Origin of the sequence: Corynebacterium tuingiense (genome assembly GCF_046718165.1) — a bacterium.
GTDB lineage: Bacteria > Actinomycetota > Actinomycetes > Mycobacteriales > Mycobacteriaceae > Corynebacterium.
The window spans coordinates 349,946-364,152 of sequence record NZ_CP177101.1 but is presented as its reverse complement, the minus strand read 5'-3'; the positions used below and the strand labels follow the sequence as shown (position 1 = coordinate 364,152).

Sequence of the window (14,207 nt, the reverse complement as noted above, 5' to 3'; positions counted from 1 at the left end):
CCTGCGCCGAACAATGTGGTCCGGTACAGGGGCTGCGCTGGCTAGGGTTTACTTAGCCTTCTCGATGATCTTTACGAGACGGAAGTGCTTGTCCTTAGACAGCGGGCGGGTCTCAGCGATACGTACGAGATCGCCTACGCCTGCGATTTCTTCCTCATCGTGCGCCTTAACCTTCTTGTTAGAGCGCATGATCTTGCCGTACAGAGCGTGCTGCTTGCGGTCTTCGATCTCGACGACGATGGTCTTGGACATCTTGTCCGAGACGACGTAGCCGGTGCGGACCTTAGGAGCACCCTTGACCTTCTCCTTCTTCGGAGTTGGTCCCTTCTTGGATTCAGTCACGTTAGCCTCACTCATGATTAAGCCTCAGCTCCCGGAGCGACAGACAGGCCCAGCTCGCGCTCGCGCAGAACGGTGTAGATGCGGGCAATGTCGCGCTTAACCGTGCCGATGCGGCGGTTGTTGGTCAGCTGGCCGGTGGCCTTCTGGAAACGAAGGTTGAACAGTTCTTCCTTCGCATCCTTCAGACGGGATTCCAGCTCTGCGTTGTCGAGCTCACGGAACTCGTGGGCGGGGGTACCGGTTGCCATTAGAACTGGTCCTCCTTCTTGATGATGCGGACCTTGCAAGGAAGCTTCTGGCCAGCGCGGCGCAGAGCCTCGATTGCAACAGCCTCAGTTGGGTAGCTCATCTCGAAAAGTACGCGGCCAGGCTTCACGTTAGCCACCCACTTCTCAACCGGACCCTTACCGGAACCCATACGAACACCGAGCGGCTTCTGGGTCAACGGACGGTCCGGGAAGATGTTGATCCACACCTTGCCACCGCGCTTAACGTGGCGGTTGATGGCAATACGTGCGGCCTCAATCTGACGGTTGGTGATGTACGCAGGCTCCAGTGCCTGGATTGCGTAATCGCCGAAGTTAATGCGGTTTCCGCCCTTGGACACGCCACGACGGCTCGGGCGGTGCTGACGGCGGTACTTAACACGCTTAGGAATCAGCATGGATTAGCCCTCCTGCTTCTGCTGTGCACGCTGGCGGCGCTGGCCACCGCGGCGGGAGCGACCATTGCGGTCACCGCGGCCACGGCCCTGTGCCGGAGCGTTCAGTTCGGACTCGCGTACGCCACCGACGACGTCACCCTTGTAGATCCACACCTTGATGCCGATGCGGCCGAAGGTGGTGTGGGCCTCTGCGGTGCCGTAGTCGATCTCGGCGCGAAGAGTGTGCAGCGGAACGCGGCCCTCATGGTAGCGCTCAACGCGGGACATTTCTGCACCGCCCAGGCGGCCGGACAGCAGGATCTTGATGCCCTTAACCTGTGGCTGGCGCATAGCGGACTGGATAGCCTTGCGCATTGCACGACGGAATGCGACGCGGTTAACCAGCTGCTCCGCGATGGAGTGAGCAACGAGGGTTGCGTTTGCATCTACCTGCTTGACCTCGAGGATGTTGAGGGCAACCATCTTGCCGGTGAGCTTTTCCAACTCGCGGCGGATGCGGTCAGCCTCAGCACCGCGGCGGCCGATCACGATGCCCGGACGAGCGGTGTGAATGTCCACGCGGACGCGGTCACGGGTGCGCTCGATGACGATGTCGGCGATGCCGGCACGCTCGAGGCCCTTGTTGAGGTAGTTACGAATCTTGATGTCTTCGGCTACGTAGTTCGCGTAGTCCTTATCCGCGAACCAGTGGGTCTTCCAGTCGGAAGTGATGCCCAAACGTAGGCCGTGAGGATGGATCTTCTGGCCCATTACTTGGCCCCTTCCTGCTGGCTTTCGACAACCACGGTGATGTGGCTGGTGCGCTTACGAATCATGAATGCACGACCCTGTGCACGCGGCTGGAAACGACGCATGGTCGGTCCCTCGTTGGCGTATGCCTCGGAGATGACCAAGGTGCGTGGGTCGAGGCCGAAGTTGTTCTCAGCGTTAGCGGCTGCGGAAGCAACGACCTTTGCAACTGGCTTGGATGCACCCTGTGGTGCGTACTTCAGGATTGCCAAAGCTTCGCTTACGGACTTGCCGCGGACCAGATCGAGCACACGACGTGCCTTCATCGGGGTAACGCGGACGTAGCGGGCCGTGGCGGATGCGGAGGTGATGGTCTCACTCATCGCTTATCGACGTCCCTTCTTGTCATCCTTGACGTGACCCTTAAAGGTCTTGGTTGGTGCAAACTCGCCCAACTTGTGGCCGACCATGGAGTCCTCGATAAAGACCGGCACATGCTTGCGGCCGTCGTGGACGGCGAAGGTGTGTCCGATGAAATCGGGGAGAATGGTCGAGCGGCGAGACCAGGTCTTGATGACCTGCTTGGTGCCTGCATCGTTTTGAGCATCCACCTTGTTGAGGAGGTGCTCATCGACGAACGGGCCTTTCTTAAGGCTGCGTGGCATTGTTTACCTCCTCTTAGCGCTTCTTGTTCGGGCGACGACGGCGCACGATCATGTTGTTGGAGTAACGGTTCGGGTTGCGGGTGCGACCCTCCTTGTGACCCCATGGGGACACTGGGTGGCGACCACCGGAGGTCTTTCCCTCACCACCACCGTGTGGGTGGTCAACCGGGTTCATAACGACACCACGGACGGTCGGGCGAACGCCCTTCCAACGCATGCGGCCGGCCTTGCCCCAGCGGATGTTCATCTGCTCGGCGTTGCCAACTTCACCAACCGTTGCGCGGCAACGGATGTCCACGCGGCGGATTTCAGAAGACGGCATACGCAGAACGGCGTACTTGCCTTCCTTACCCAGCAGCTGGATGGAAGCACCAGCAGAACGAGCCAGCTTAGCGCCAGCGCCCGGCTTGAGCTCAACGGCGTGGATGATCGAACCGGTCGGGATGTTGCGCAGCGGCAGGTTGTTGCCCACCTTGATATCTGCGTTCGCGCCGGACTCGACAACAGCACCCTGCTTCAGGCCCTTCGGCGCGATGATGTAGCGCTTCTCGCCATCTACGTAGTGCAGCAATGCAATGTTTGCGGTGCGGTTCGGGTCGTACTCGATGTGAGCGACCTTTGCCGGAATGCCGTCCTTGTCGTTACGACGGAAGTCGATCAGACGGTAACGGCGCTTGTGTCCACCGCCGATGTGGCGGGTGGTGATGCGGCCGTAGTTATTACGACCACCGGTTTTGCTCAGCGGGCGCAGCAGGGACTTCTCCGGAGTCGAGCGAGTGATCTCGTCGAACTCAGATACGGAGGATGCGCGGCGACCCGGAGTTGTCGGCTTGTACTTACGAATAGCCATAATTCTTCCTTTTCCTTTCGGCTCTCCGGTGGCGCTTAAGCGCCTGCGCCGAAGACGTCGATGGAGTCGCTGCCTTCACGGAGCGTCACGTATGCACGCTTGGTGGACTTACGCTGACCGAAGCCGGTGCGGGTGCGCTTGCGCTTACCTGCACGGTTTACGGTATTCACGGAGTCGACCTTCACGTCAAAGATCTGCTCGACGGCATCTTTAATCTGGGACTTGTTGGAGTCTGGGGAGACGAAGAACGTGTAGACGTTCTGCTCCATCAGACCGTAGGACTTCTCAGATACAACCGGGGCGATGATGACATCGCGCGGGTTAGAAATCTTAGCCATTAGTTCTCCTCCTTATCCGCGCCGGTAGCGCGAGTGATGAAGGTGTGTAGCGCCTCAACGGAGAACACAACGTCATCGGAGTAGAGAACGTCGTAGGTGTTGAGCTGACCGGCGTCCAAGATCTGAACGTTCGGCAGGTTATTAGCGCTACGACGGGCGTTGATGTCCTCGCGGCCGATAACCAGCAGCACGTTGTCGCGCTCGGTCAGGGACTCGAGGAAAGCCTTGGCCGCCTTGGTGGACGGCTTCTGGCCAGGAACCAACTCTTCGATGACATGGATGCGCTCGTTGCGAGCACGGTCAGACAACGCACCGAAGAGAGCAGCCTTGATCATCTTCTTAGGGGTGCGCTGTGCGTAGCTACGTGGCTGCGGGCCGTGGACGGTGCCACCGCCGGTGTAGTGCGGCGCACGGATGGAACCCTGGCGCGCACGACCGGTGCCCTTCTGGCGGAAAGGCTTGCGACCACCACCGCGGACGTCGCCGCGGGTCTTGGTGGCGTGGGTGCCCTGACGAGCAGCAGCAAGCTGTGCGTTGACTACCTGGTGCATCAGAGCAACGGATGCCTCGGTGTCAAAGATTTCAGCCGGCAGGTCCACGGAGCCATTGGTCTTACCTTCGGAGGTGTGGACGTCTAGCTTGAGGTTGCTCATGCGTGTGCACCGCCCTTCACTGCGGTCTTAACGGTGACGAGGCCACCGCGCGCACCAGGGATAGCACCCTTGATGAGCAGCAGGTTGGACTCGACATCGACTTTCTGAATCTTCAGGTTTTGGGTCGTCACGCGGTCGTGGCCCATGCGGCCAGCCATGCGCTTGCCCTTGAAGACGCGGCCCGGGGTAGCAGCGCCACCGATACCACCAACGCGGCGGTGAGCGGCCTGGTTACCGTGAGCTGCGCCCTGACCCTGGAAGCCGTGGCGCTTCATAGCACCAGCGTAGCCGTGGCCCTTAGTCTGGCCGGTGACGTCAACGAAAGTGATGTCTTCGAAGATGTCTACCTTGACCTCTTGGCCAACCTCGTATGCGGAGGTGTCGTCCATGCGGATTTCCGCAACGTGACGACGCGGGGTTACGCCAGCCTTTTTGAAGTGACCAGACTCAGGCTTGTTTGCCTTGCGTGGGTCAATCTCGCCAAAGGCGATTTGGATGGCGCTGTAGCCATCGATTTCGGGGGTGCGAATCTGGGTGACAACGCATGGCCCTGCTTCAACGACGGTAACCGGAACAACGCGGTTTTCGTCGTCGAAGACCTGGGTCATGCCGAGCTTCTTGCCCAGAATGCCCTTGATCTCGTTTTCACTCATTATTAGTTCTCCACCAAAGTCGCTTACTGGATGTTCACGTCGACGCTTGCCGGAAGATCGATGCGCATCAAAGCATCAACGGTCTTCGGGGTCGGGTCGAGAATATCGATCAGGCGCTTGTGCGTGCGCATCTCGAAGTGCTCGCGAGAGTCCTTGTACTTGTGCGGAGAACGAATAACTGCGTACACGTTCTTCTCGGTTGGGAGCGGCACTGGGCCAACTACACGAGCACCCGTACGGGTAACGGTCTCGACGATCTTCTTTGCAGAAGCGTCGATTGCCTCGTGGTCATAGGCCTTCAGCCGAATGCGGATCTTTTGTCCCGCCACGCTTATCCTCTTCCTCGCTTCCCCACTTTCACATTCCCGGCGTTTCCGGGGCGTGAAGCGGTGGGAAATTGCTTCTCGATTTCTCTATAACGTTGTCCGGGCTTGGGGCCTGACACAACGCCAGTGGTCTGACTGTCATGACAACCAAGAGATACAGCACATGGCAAATGCCAGTCTGCAGTGCTCCTGACGGGGCACAAGACCCGTAGTCAAAGTATTGTGAAGAGGACGGTTTTCACGCATTACACGTGGAGAGTGTCCTATTCGCTAACTGCCGCTGTTTATTTGCCATGCCCCTTCTCCGGTCCATCGTCTCGGGGTGTCTCTGCTCTAGCGCGGACCTAGCCCGATCGGATGACCTTCCAGTCTGTGTTTCAGGAAAATCCTGATCCACGGTGACAACGAAGGTGTCATGTTCGCTTTACCAGCTCAGCGTCTCGCCGATATGCACCGTGTCTAAGACGGTGCGTTACCGGTTCGCGCTGCCCTGTTAAAGCAACCTATGTATTTAAGCACGATGGGCTGGTGTTTTTCAAACCATCCCAGCAATAGTGCCAATAATCACGTTTTGGTAAATATTGTTGTCCCAGACCCCACGTGTGGTTAAGCGGTAGGTACGCTCAAGGAAGGATTTTGAACCGCTGGTTCTTGGTCCTTCAATTTCATATTGCGACCATGCAAGTCAATATTTAAGGAAAGGCCTTAAAGACCATGTCTGAGAACAACACTCCTGCAAAGCACTCTGAGAACAACGTTGCCGCTTCTGAAGAGCGCGAGGTAAACAACAACCTGGAGACTCAGTACGGCACCACCACCATTGATGACGTCGTTGTTTCCAAGATCGCTGGCATTGCAGCCCGCGAAGTTTCCGGGGTTGACTCCCTCGGTGGCGGCGGCGCTCGCATGATGGGCACCATCCGCGAGTCCTTCGGTGCATCCGAGGACGTACGCCAGGGTGTTGACGTAGAGGTAGAAAACGGCTCCGCAAAGATCGAGATCGCCATCACCGCTGAGTACGGTGTTGCTATCCACGAGCTGGCTGAGGCAATCCGCCGCAACATCATGAACGCTGTCGAGCGCATGACCGGCCTGACCGTAGAACGCGTTGATGTTGTTGTTCACAACGTCAAGCTGCCGAAGGAAGACTCCGAGTCTGAAGAGCAGGCTGCACTGAACCAGGGCCAGGCATAAGAACAATGCCTGAACCCCGAGCACAATTTGAGCTCGAGGTAAGCCACGCTCACGCAATTGCGGAAGCGGTGCAAAAGCTCAACGGTGTCGCGGGCCTTGACGGCGGACCCTACGGCTCGGTGAGCCTACTCTTCCCGGGCGAAAGGGTTACCGGCATGCGCCGGCCCGATCCCCGCGACGATCGCCACCTGCAAATCAACGTCCGTGTTGATATCAGTGCGCAGCCTGATCTGTACCGCCTAGCGGAAGAAATCCGCTCGGCCGCCCGCAAGGCATGTACGGAGCTGGAACGCGTCGACGTTGAGTTTTCTGACGCCGTAGATGGCTTATCCGCTGCTCCCTCGAAGGATTAGATATGAAGAATTACACCACATTGGGCATTGTTATCGGCCTACTACTTGCCTTCTTTTTGTACTTAGGTTGGGGTTGGACGCTGCTCGCCGTGCTGCTTGCTGCCGTCGGTGGCCTCTTGGGCTCCCACTTTGATGGCCGCATCGACCTCAGCGCTGTGTGGAATGGCCTCATTGGCAAGGAGAAAGGCCAAGGCTAATGTCAGAAGGTTCCACTAAGGGCCACACGCGTTTCTCGCTGCGGACCATGGAACGAATCGTGACCGCCGCAATTGCTAGCGTGCCTGGCACAAAAGATTTAGATGCCAAGCTTGCTGGCATTGGCGGACGCGGTTATCCACGGGTTTCGGTACAGATGGATCCAGAGCGTGAAGTCGCTGCCGTGAGCGCGACCATCGCTGTGGTGTGGCCGTCTCCGGTTACCGCAGTCGCGGAAAGTACGCGTGCCGCCATTTCAGAGGCTATTGCTGCCCATACCGGCTATTCCACCACCCGCGTTAATGTCACCGTCGGTGAGTCGGTTCCGGATACCCGGGTTACCGCAGAACAGCTTGCGCAGCGTCCTGCCGCTTCAGCTTTTACCCCGGAGGTCAGTCCTTCTACCGTGACCCAACCCGTTACTCAGGACTCGGTCGAAGTGCGAAGCATCGAGACTCCGGAAGAAGCCCCGGTTCGCAACGTCGACACCCCGCAAGAGGCGGAAATCCGCGAAATTTCTTCTGGAAAGGAAGTTGCTGTTCGCGGAGTATCGACACCCTCTGGTGACACGCCAGTGCGCTCCGTCGATACGCCGCGAGAAGCATCGGTGCGCAGCATTTCCGCTGCTCTTCCAGACCACCAGCTGCTAGAAATTAGCGCTCCAGAAGATCACGAACCGCGTCGCATCGTCGAACCACGCCCAGAGCAGGTACGCAGCGTTCGCGCTCCGCGCCCTGGCAGGTTGCTTCCGAGCGGACAGGTACGCCCCTTTGTCAAAAAGGCAAAGGTCTCTGTTCCCCGTCCGCAGCCTTTGCGCAAAATCGAGATCGACAATTCAGAACAGAAAAAGCGCGTTCGCATTGCCCGCCCGGCTCCCCTGCGCAAGGTGCAGCCACCGCGCCCGCAGCCGCTGCGCAAGATCGAGATCGACAATTCCCGAAGCGAGCAACGCGTGCGGACCGTTAGGCCCGCGTCCCTGCGCAAGGTTCAGACCCCGCGTCAGGAACCGCTAAAGCGCATTGAGGTATCGCCAGCTAGCCAGCGCCCGTTGCACGTCTATGCGCCACGGCCTGAGCCGCTGCGTGCCATTTCCATTACCCCGTACCACGAGCAAGGAGGCAATAATGGCTGAAATGAATTTGCCTGAGCATTTCGGGCAGCGGCCCAAGGCGTCTCCTGCAGTGCGCACGTGGACCGTAATTCTGGGTTTCGTTCTGCTTGCCATTGGCATTGTGGGTGTCCGCGAAACCTGGCTTGTCGGAGCAGATGCCAATGCCCAATCGTGGGTTCAGCCGGTCCTTGATCTTATTGCCACCGAGCAATTAGAGACGTGGATGATCTGGGCTGGCGTGGCTTCCATCGTGGTTGGTCTCATCTTTGTATTCGCTGCGGTAAAGACCCGTCGCAATACCCACACCCAGGTCGCTTCCGAGTCCGCTTCCATGTGGATGCGGCCAGTCGATGTCGCGCGATTGAGCTCTGCTGCAGCACGCCGTGTTCCGGGAGTTGCTTCCGCGCAGACTTCGGCGGATACCAAGAGCGCGAAGGTCACCGTTAATGGCGATGAGCAAGACGCCGATTTGCCTGGGCGCGTGGAAAAGGCTGTCACCCGCGCTTTAGAGGTCCTTGCAGACCCACCCAAGGTCACCGTAGCCGTAGAGAAGATTCCGGAGATGGATAATCATGTCTAAAAAGCTTGCTACCTTTGACCGAATCCTCCTGGGCTTGCTTGGAATTATCCTCATCGCGCTAGGTGTATGGCCGATCCTCATTAACTTCAATGTGGAATTTGCTGAGTACTTGGCCGAGTGGGTAGACCACGATACGTGGCGCACTTTGGGCGATAATAATTGGTGGGTCTGGGTCTTGGCTGGCGCCTCTGCCCTGCTGCTCATCATTGGCTTGTGGCTCATCGTCGTGAACCTTCGTCACCGCCGCTTTAATAATGTGGAATCCGCAGCCTCCAATGAACAAGGAGCAATCTCTGCATCCATGAACGCCATCGCCACCGCGGTGGCCAAGGATCTGGACTCGCTCGATGGAGTGGAACGCGTAGACCGCTTGGTTGCATACGACCGCGCCCGCCCAACGCTGCAGTACACGGTGGTTGCTAACCCAGATACCCCGCTGGAGAGACTGACTGATGCTGTGGAGACCAATGAACGCGACTTCCGGGAGGCTTTCCCAAACGCTGACTTGGATACCAGCTATAAGCTGCACTTCACCAAGGTTAAGCCGATGAAGGATTTAGCTGAATAAGGGGTTTGGGGTCTCAGCAACAAGGACCTCAACCACCTTGCCCAATCGCGCATAATCGCCGCCCTCGAGGAGTACTTCCAGCTCCTCGCCGGGGCGGCATTTTTCTATCCTTTTCCACGCATAATCGCGGGCAACCACCCGCCGATTCTCCTTCTGAAAGAGATGCAGTCCGTGGTCTAGAACTGCAATCGCACTCTCGAAACGGAGGATATAAACAAAGTCTCCCAACTCGTAGCGCTTAAGCCCGCTGAGTTCTGGTAGCTGTTCAGACAGCCGCATGATGCTGGAGACGATCCCAAGGCGGTGTTCAAAGCCTTCAGCGTCCGTAACCACGAAGGGCCGGCCGGGCCCCGTTGGCCGAATCGCACTATATGACCACACCACCGGCTGCGTATTAGCGCGGCGAACAATGATACGGGAAGCATCGGCGGTGATGCGGCAGATGGGGGCATCGCTAAGCACGAGCCACTCACCTGTGCCCACGCGACCTTCCTCGAGGGGCAATAACGGCGGGTGAACTTCGGCCTGCCTCTCAAGTTCCGCGACCAACTCCGCGTCGCTCACGCCCCAGCCGATGCCCCGGTTGGCTAATAAGGCAAAAAGCGTAGGCAGGCTCAGATCAGGCTGCCCCTCCCACGCCTTGCGCAGCGCTGCCAAGGTCGGGTCAATGCGAGTGGGATCTTCCATAAGTGACTAGCCTACCGAGCCCTTCTGCCCTAATACAGCCACGGGGAACACCCCGCATTGGTTGATTGGTTACCCCCGTTGTCACTTATTTTCAGGTAAGCAATTCTTATAGCTTTTGAACAATTCAGGTTTTTAAACTTGCAGCTGAATCCCATTTTTCTTTTTAGGACCCTAAACAACTACACTGTAAAAATACCTGTCGTTTGATTGGCGATGTACATCACGGGGTTACGTGAATTGTGCGCTCGCTTATATCTTATTAGATTGGTCACATACAACGACTCCATCGTTGGCTTCATATTTATTCGCACTGTTTCCTGCTTAACCGCGCACGGAGAATTTCCCCATGACAAAGTATTTGATCAAAAAGATCTTGGGCTGGTTACTCATGATCTTTTTAGCCACTAACTTGGCTTATTTCTTGGCGGCCTCGTTTTTGGACCCGCGTTCGAACTACACCGAGCGCCGTCCACCACTTTCAGATGAGGAAATCAATAACCTCCTCGAGCCCTATAACCTCAGCCCAGAAACCCCGCTCCTGGAGCGCTGGTGGACTTGGCTGACCAATATCCTCACGAAGTGGGACTGGGGACAATCTCCGGTCGGTGAGATGGTTAACGAAGAGATCAGCTACCGCATCTGGGTATCCGCACAGCTGCTCTTGCTGGCCACCATCCTGTCCATCGTCATCGGTGTGGCCGTTGGTGTATACACCGCCTCCCGCCAGTACAAGACCGGTGACCGCGTGTGGCAGGGAATTTCCATCATTGCAATGAATACCCACGTGGTTGTTGCCTCCATCGCCGTCGTCTGGGCCGCCCTGGAGATCAACGATTTGACCGGCAAGAAGATTTTCTACGTCGTCGGCTCTAAGTCCTTGGGGGTCGAGGGATTCTTCCCCAAGCTCCTGGACTCCGCGCAGCACCTCGTCTTGCCCACGATTTCCCTGGTGATCATCAGCTACGCCAGCTACCACATGACTCAGCGCACGCTGCTGCTCGATAACCTCGATGCGGATTATGTCCGCACCGCACGTGCAAAGGGACTTACCCGCCAGCAGGCCATCCGCAAGCACGCGCTGCGCACCTCCATCATTCCGGTGGCAACGTCCGTCGCCTTCTCTGTGCCCGGCATCTTCACCGGTGCCGTGATGACGGAGCGCATCTTCGGCTGGAACGGTATGGGCCAGTACTTCATCCAGACCATCAGTAAGAACGACATCAATGGCGCGGTAGCCGTGGCGGCATTCGGTGCCGCAATGACGGCCGTGTCCGCCGTCTTGGCAGACCTCGTTGTTGTCGCCTTGGATCCACGAGTAAGGGTGAGCTAAATGACAAATCCCAAAGAACCAAAGATGTCCAAGAAACAGCCCCGTGGCGAGGTTTCTACGCGCACCGAGGTCGTCTCCGAGGATCCTTTAAGCAATGAGGAAGCCGAGCGCATGGCCACGCTGCCGGAGGTTCCCCGCGGTACTTCCCGGTACAAGCTGTACGTCCGCCGCTTCTTCCGCAACAAGCTAGCCACCGTCGGTGTTTTCATCCTGGGCTTTCTCATCTTCGCCGCCCTTTTTGGCAATTTCTTTGCCCAGTGGGACTACACGGAACCGGACTTCCTCGCCCTGTCTGAGCCACCGAGCTCCGAGCACTGGTTCGGTACCAACGATTCCGGCAATGACCTCTATGCCCAAACCATCCACGGTCTTGGCAGGTCCCTGACTATCGCCATCGTGGTGTCCTTTGCCACGTTGGTCATTTCGGCATTCATCGGCTGTGGCGCGGCACTGTGGGGCGGTTTTGCAGAAAAGGCCGTTCTCGCCGTTATTCACTTCCTACTTTCCATCCCGACCTTCCTGCTCATCGCCCTTGTGGTGGCAGACTCCGGCGGTGACTGGAAGCTTTTGATGATCGTCCTTATCGCCTTCGGCTGGATGTACCAGGCCCGCGTGATTTGGTCCCTGGCTCTTACCGTTCGCGAGCAGGATTATGTCCGCGCCGCAAGCTACATGGGCGTATCCAAGATGCGTACCATCGTCCGCCACGTCATTCCTAATATTGGTTCGCTGCTTATCATCCAGTTCGTCTTCGGCGTGGTGGGTACCGTGGGCTCTGAGACCGCACTGTCCTTCCTGGGCTTGGGCGTAAAGCTTCCCGATGTCTCCCTCGGTACCTTGCTGCAGGGCGGCACCGCCTCCTTGCAATCGGCCCCGTGGCAGTTCTACTTCCCCGCCGCTACCTTGACGCTGCTGACCGTCTCCATGGCATTTATTGGCGATGGCCTGCGCGACGCACTCGACCCCAACTCCAATTCCGGAGGTAAACTATGACTTCGCCTATCTTGTCCGTCAATGACTTACGCGTCAGCTTCCCCTCTGAAGCGGGTACCGTCTCTGCGGTGCGTGGTGTCAGCTTTGACCTGCACCCCGGCCGCACCCTGGGCATCGTCGGCGAATCCGGCTCCGGTAAGTCCGTGACTTCCATGTCCATCATGGGTCTGCTGCCGGAATACGCCAAGGTTGAAGGCTCCGTGAAATTCGATGGCCGCGAGCTCCTCGGGCTTTCTGATAAGGAAATGTCCCGCATCCGCGGCAATGGCATCGGCATGATCTTCCAGGATCCGCTCTCCGCGCTGACTCCAGTCTTCGATATTGGGTCCCAGCTGGTAGAGGCTATCCAGGCCCACCAGGACATCGGCAAGAAAAAGGCCCTGAAGCAAGCCACCGAGCTACTAGATCTGGTGGGCATCCCCGAGCCGCACCTGCGCCTAAAGTCCTTCCCGCACGAATTTTCCGGCGGTATGCGCCAGCGCGTGGTCATCGCGATTGCTATTGCAAATAACCCGCGCGTGCTCATCGCCGATGAGCCGACGACGGCCCTCGACGTCACCATCCAGGCCCAAATCCTGGACGTCATCCGGGTGGCGCAGCGCGAAACCGGCGCCGCCACCATCATGATTACCCACGATATGGGCGTGGTGGCAGAAACCGCCGATGATGTCATGGTCATGTACGCCGGCCAACCGGTAGAACACGGCGACGTCGACACCATTTTTTCTAACCCCCGCATGCCCTATACCGTAGGCCTGCTCGGTTCCACGCCGCGCCCTGATTCCTCGGCCTCGGAGCCCCTGACCCCCATCGAGGGCACCCCTCCGGTCTTGGTGAACTTGAAGGATCGCTGCCAATTCGCTCCGCGCTGCCCCGTAGCGCAGGAGGCTTGCCTGACCGGCGAGCCGGAGCTGCTTCCACTCAAGGACGAATCCGTATCCCACCGCAGCGCCTGCCTGCGTGCGCCGGAAATTCACAACCGCAAGATCGACGGTGAGCTGATGTTCAAGCCGCCGCAGCTTGCCGATGACGTCTTGGCCGACGTTCCCCGCGAGGATCGCAAGACCACCCTCGCCGTGAACGATCTGCGCAAGCAGTTCCCGCTAACCAAGGGCGCTCTAATTAAGCGCAAGGTGGGGACCGTGAAGGCCGTAGACGGCCTCACCTTCGATATCCGGGAGGGCGAGTGCATGGCCATCGTTGGCGAGTCTGGCTGTGGTAAGACCACCACGTTGCTGGAGATCATGGATCTGGACCCAGAAAACGGGGCCGTTGTGCTCAACGGCAAGGACGCCAATGGCATGAGCGGCTCCGAGCGCCGCGAGGCCCGCAAAGACATCCAGATCGTCTTCCAGGATCCGATGAGCTCGCTCAACCCACGCCTGACCGTGCGCGAGGTCATTGCGGAACCGCTCAACTCGCTGGGCTTTGATGGCGATGTTGATGCCCGCGTGAATGAGCTCATGGGCCTAGTCGGCCTCGACTCCTCGCAGTTGGACCGCTTCCCTAGCCACTTCTCCGGCGGCCAGCGCCAGCGCATCGGCTTGGCACGCGCCCTAGCCACGCGCCCTTCGGTCCTCGTGCTGGATGAGCCAGTCTCCGCCTTGGACGTGTCCATCCAAGCGGGTGTCATTAACCTCCTCGAGGACCTCAAGCGAAAGCTGGGCCTGTCCTATCTCTTCGTCGCCCACGATCTTTCCGTCGTGCGCCACCTTTCGGACCGCGTTGCGGTGATGTACAAGGGCCAGTTCGTCGAGTCCGGCTCGACGGATGAGATTTTCGATAACCCGCAGGATGACTACACCAAGAAGCTTCTGGATGCCATCCCGAATCCGGATCCCAAGGTTGCCCGCGCACGCAGGGAAAAGTCCCGAGCATAGCCCTCCCATAGCCCCGCACCCTTTCCAGAAAGTGATTGCGGACACAAATATAAATATTGTAAAGTACGCCACATAGTTGCAGTGGGCGGTTACCAA

At 58.3% G+C, this 14,207-nt stretch carries 21 protein-coding genes; 9 read left to right on the top strand and 12 right to left on the bottom strand.

Annotated features, from left to right (window positions below; translation table 11 throughout):
* Positions 1-48: 48 nt before the first annotated feature.
* The 11 genes from rpsQ to rpsJ are packed head-to-tail and all read right to left on the bottom strand — an operon-like array spanning position 49 to position 5,223.
* Positions 49-357 (bottom strand): 30S ribosomal protein S17, encoded by a 309-nt coding sequence (gene rpsQ / locus ACLI1T_RS01810; RefSeq protein ID WP_005276946.1) that lies wholly within the window; start codon positions 355-357, stop codon positions 49-51.
* A gap of 2 nt (positions 358-359) precedes the next feature.
* Positions 360-590 (bottom strand): 50S ribosomal protein L29, encoded by a 231-nt coding sequence (gene rpmC / locus ACLI1T_RS01805; protein ID WP_237791507.1) that lies wholly within the window; start codon positions 588-590, stop codon positions 360-362.
* Positions 590-1,006 (bottom strand): 50S ribosomal protein L16, encoded by a 417-nt coding sequence (gene rplP / locus ACLI1T_RS01800; protein WP_005276943.1) that lies wholly within the window; start codon positions 1,004-1,006, stop codon positions 590-592. Before rplP ends, rpmC begins: the two co-directional genes overlap by 1 nt.
* Positions 1,007-1,009: 3 nt before the next feature.
* A complete protein-coding gene (gene rpsC / locus ACLI1T_RS01795) occupies positions 1,010-1,756 on the bottom strand; it encodes a 30S ribosomal protein S3 (protein WP_005276941.1) in 747 nt (248 codons plus the stop codon).
* A complete protein-coding gene (gene rplV, locus ACLI1T_RS01790) occupies positions 1,756-2,118 on the bottom strand; it encodes a 50S ribosomal protein L22 (protein WP_005276938.1) in 363 nt (120 codons plus the stop codon). Before rplV ends, rpsC begins: the two co-directional genes overlap by 1 nt.
* Positions 2,119-2,121: 3 nt before the next feature.
* Entirely contained in the window at positions 2,122-2,400 is a 279-nt protein-coding gene (gene rpsS, locus ACLI1T_RS01785) for a 30S ribosomal protein S19 (protein WP_005276936.1), read from the bottom strand.
* A 13-nt stretch (positions 2,401-2,413) separates the two neighbouring features.
* Positions 2,414-3,250 (bottom strand): 50S ribosomal protein L2, encoded by an 837-nt coding sequence (gene rplB / locus ACLI1T_RS01780; RefSeq protein WP_349862043.1) that lies wholly within the window; start codon positions 3,248-3,250, stop codon positions 2,414-2,416.
* 35 nt (positions 3,251-3,285) lie between these two features.
* Positions 3,286-3,588 (bottom strand): 50S ribosomal protein L23, encoded by a 303-nt coding sequence (gene rplW / locus ACLI1T_RS01775; RefSeq protein ID WP_005276934.1) that lies wholly within the window; start codon positions 3,586-3,588, stop codon positions 3,286-3,288.
* The gene (rplD, locus tag ACLI1T_RS01770; RefSeq protein WP_005281229.1) at positions 3,588-4,241 is read right to left on the bottom strand and encodes a 50S ribosomal protein L4; all 654 of its coding nucleotides are present in this window, start codon (positions 4,239-4,241) and stop codon (positions 3,588-3,590) included. Before rplD ends, rplW begins: the two co-directional genes overlap by 1 nt.
* A complete protein-coding gene (gene rplC / locus ACLI1T_RS01765; RefSeq protein WP_349853299.1) occupies positions 4,238-4,894 on the bottom strand; it encodes a 50S ribosomal protein L3 in 657 nt (218 codons plus the stop codon). The genes rplD and rplC overlap by 4 nt, the downstream gene beginning before the upstream one ends.
* Before the next feature lie 23 nt (positions 4,895-4,917).
* Positions 4,918-5,223, bottom strand: a complete 306-nt coding sequence (gene rpsJ / locus ACLI1T_RS01760) for a 30S ribosomal protein S10 (protein WP_003848085.1) — start codon at positions 5,221-5,223, stop codon at positions 4,918-4,920.
* A 711-nt stretch (positions 5,224-5,934) separates the two neighbouring features.
* Here rpsJ and ACLI1T_RS01755 point away from each other — a divergent pair.
* Genes ACLI1T_RS01755 through amaP form a run of 6 tightly spaced genes read left to right on the top strand, consistent with a single transcriptional unit; the run spans position 5,935 to position 9,221 of the window.
* On the top strand, positions 5,935-6,414 hold the full coding sequence (locus ACLI1T_RS01755; RefSeq protein WP_005276899.1) for an Asp23/Gls24 family envelope stress response protein: 480 nt from the start codon (positions 5,935-5,937) through the stop codon (positions 6,412-6,414).
* Between the two features lie 5 nt (positions 6,415-6,419).
* A complete protein-coding gene (locus ACLI1T_RS01750; RefSeq protein ID WP_023025177.1) occupies positions 6,420-6,767 on the top strand; it encodes a hypothetical protein in 348 nt (115 codons plus the stop codon).
* A gap of 2 nt (positions 6,768-6,769) precedes the next feature.
* Entirely contained in the window at positions 6,770-6,964 is a 195-nt protein-coding gene (locus ACLI1T_RS01745) for a hypothetical protein (RefSeq protein ID WP_023025176.1), read from the top strand.
* Complete coding sequence (locus tag ACLI1T_RS01740; protein WP_411702872.1) at positions 6,964-8,094, top strand: Asp23/Gls24 family envelope stress response protein; 1,131 nt, start codon at positions 6,964-6,966, stop codon at positions 8,092-8,094. The genes ACLI1T_RS01745 and ACLI1T_RS01740 overlap by 1 nt, the downstream gene beginning before the upstream one ends.
* A complete protein-coding gene (locus tag ACLI1T_RS01735) occupies positions 8,087-8,653 on the top strand; it encodes a DUF6286 domain-containing protein (protein ID WP_023025174.1) in 567 nt (188 codons plus the stop codon). The genes ACLI1T_RS01740 and ACLI1T_RS01735 overlap by 8 nt, the downstream gene beginning before the upstream one ends.
* Entirely contained in the window at positions 8,646-9,221 is a 576-nt protein-coding gene (gene amaP, locus ACLI1T_RS01730) for an alkaline shock response membrane anchor protein AmaP (protein ID WP_023025173.1), read from the top strand. The genes ACLI1T_RS01735 and amaP overlap by 8 nt, the downstream gene beginning before the upstream one ends.
* On the opposite strand, the gene ACLI1T_RS01725 is transcribed toward amaP, so the two are convergent.
* On the bottom strand, positions 9,210-9,908 hold the full coding sequence (locus ACLI1T_RS01725; protein ID WP_349853301.1) for a hypothetical protein: 699 nt from the start codon (positions 9,906-9,908) through the stop codon (positions 9,210-9,212). The genes amaP and ACLI1T_RS01725 overlap by 12 nt on opposite strands.
* A gap of 346 nt (positions 9,909-10,254) precedes the next feature.
* Between ACLI1T_RS01725 and ACLI1T_RS01720 the strand changes: the two genes are divergently transcribed.
* Genes ACLI1T_RS01720 through ACLI1T_RS01710 form a run of 3 tightly spaced genes read left to right on the top strand, consistent with a single transcriptional unit; the run spans position 10,255 to position 14,111 of the window.
* Positions 10,255-11,238, top strand: coding sequence for an ABC transporter permease (locus tag ACLI1T_RS01720; RefSeq protein WP_005276890.1), 984 nt, complete (start codon positions 10,255-10,257; stop codon positions 11,236-11,238).
* On the top strand, positions 11,239-12,231 hold the full coding sequence (locus tag ACLI1T_RS01715; protein ID WP_411702871.1) for an ABC transporter permease: 993 nt from the start codon (positions 11,239-11,241) through the stop codon (positions 12,229-12,231).
* A complete protein-coding gene (locus tag ACLI1T_RS01710) occupies positions 12,228-14,111 on the top strand; it encodes an ABC transporter ATP-binding protein (protein WP_411702870.1) in 1,884 nt (627 codons plus the stop codon). Before ACLI1T_RS01715 ends, ACLI1T_RS01710 begins: the two co-directional genes overlap by 4 nt.
* Positions 14,112-14,207: the final 96 nt, after the last annotated feature.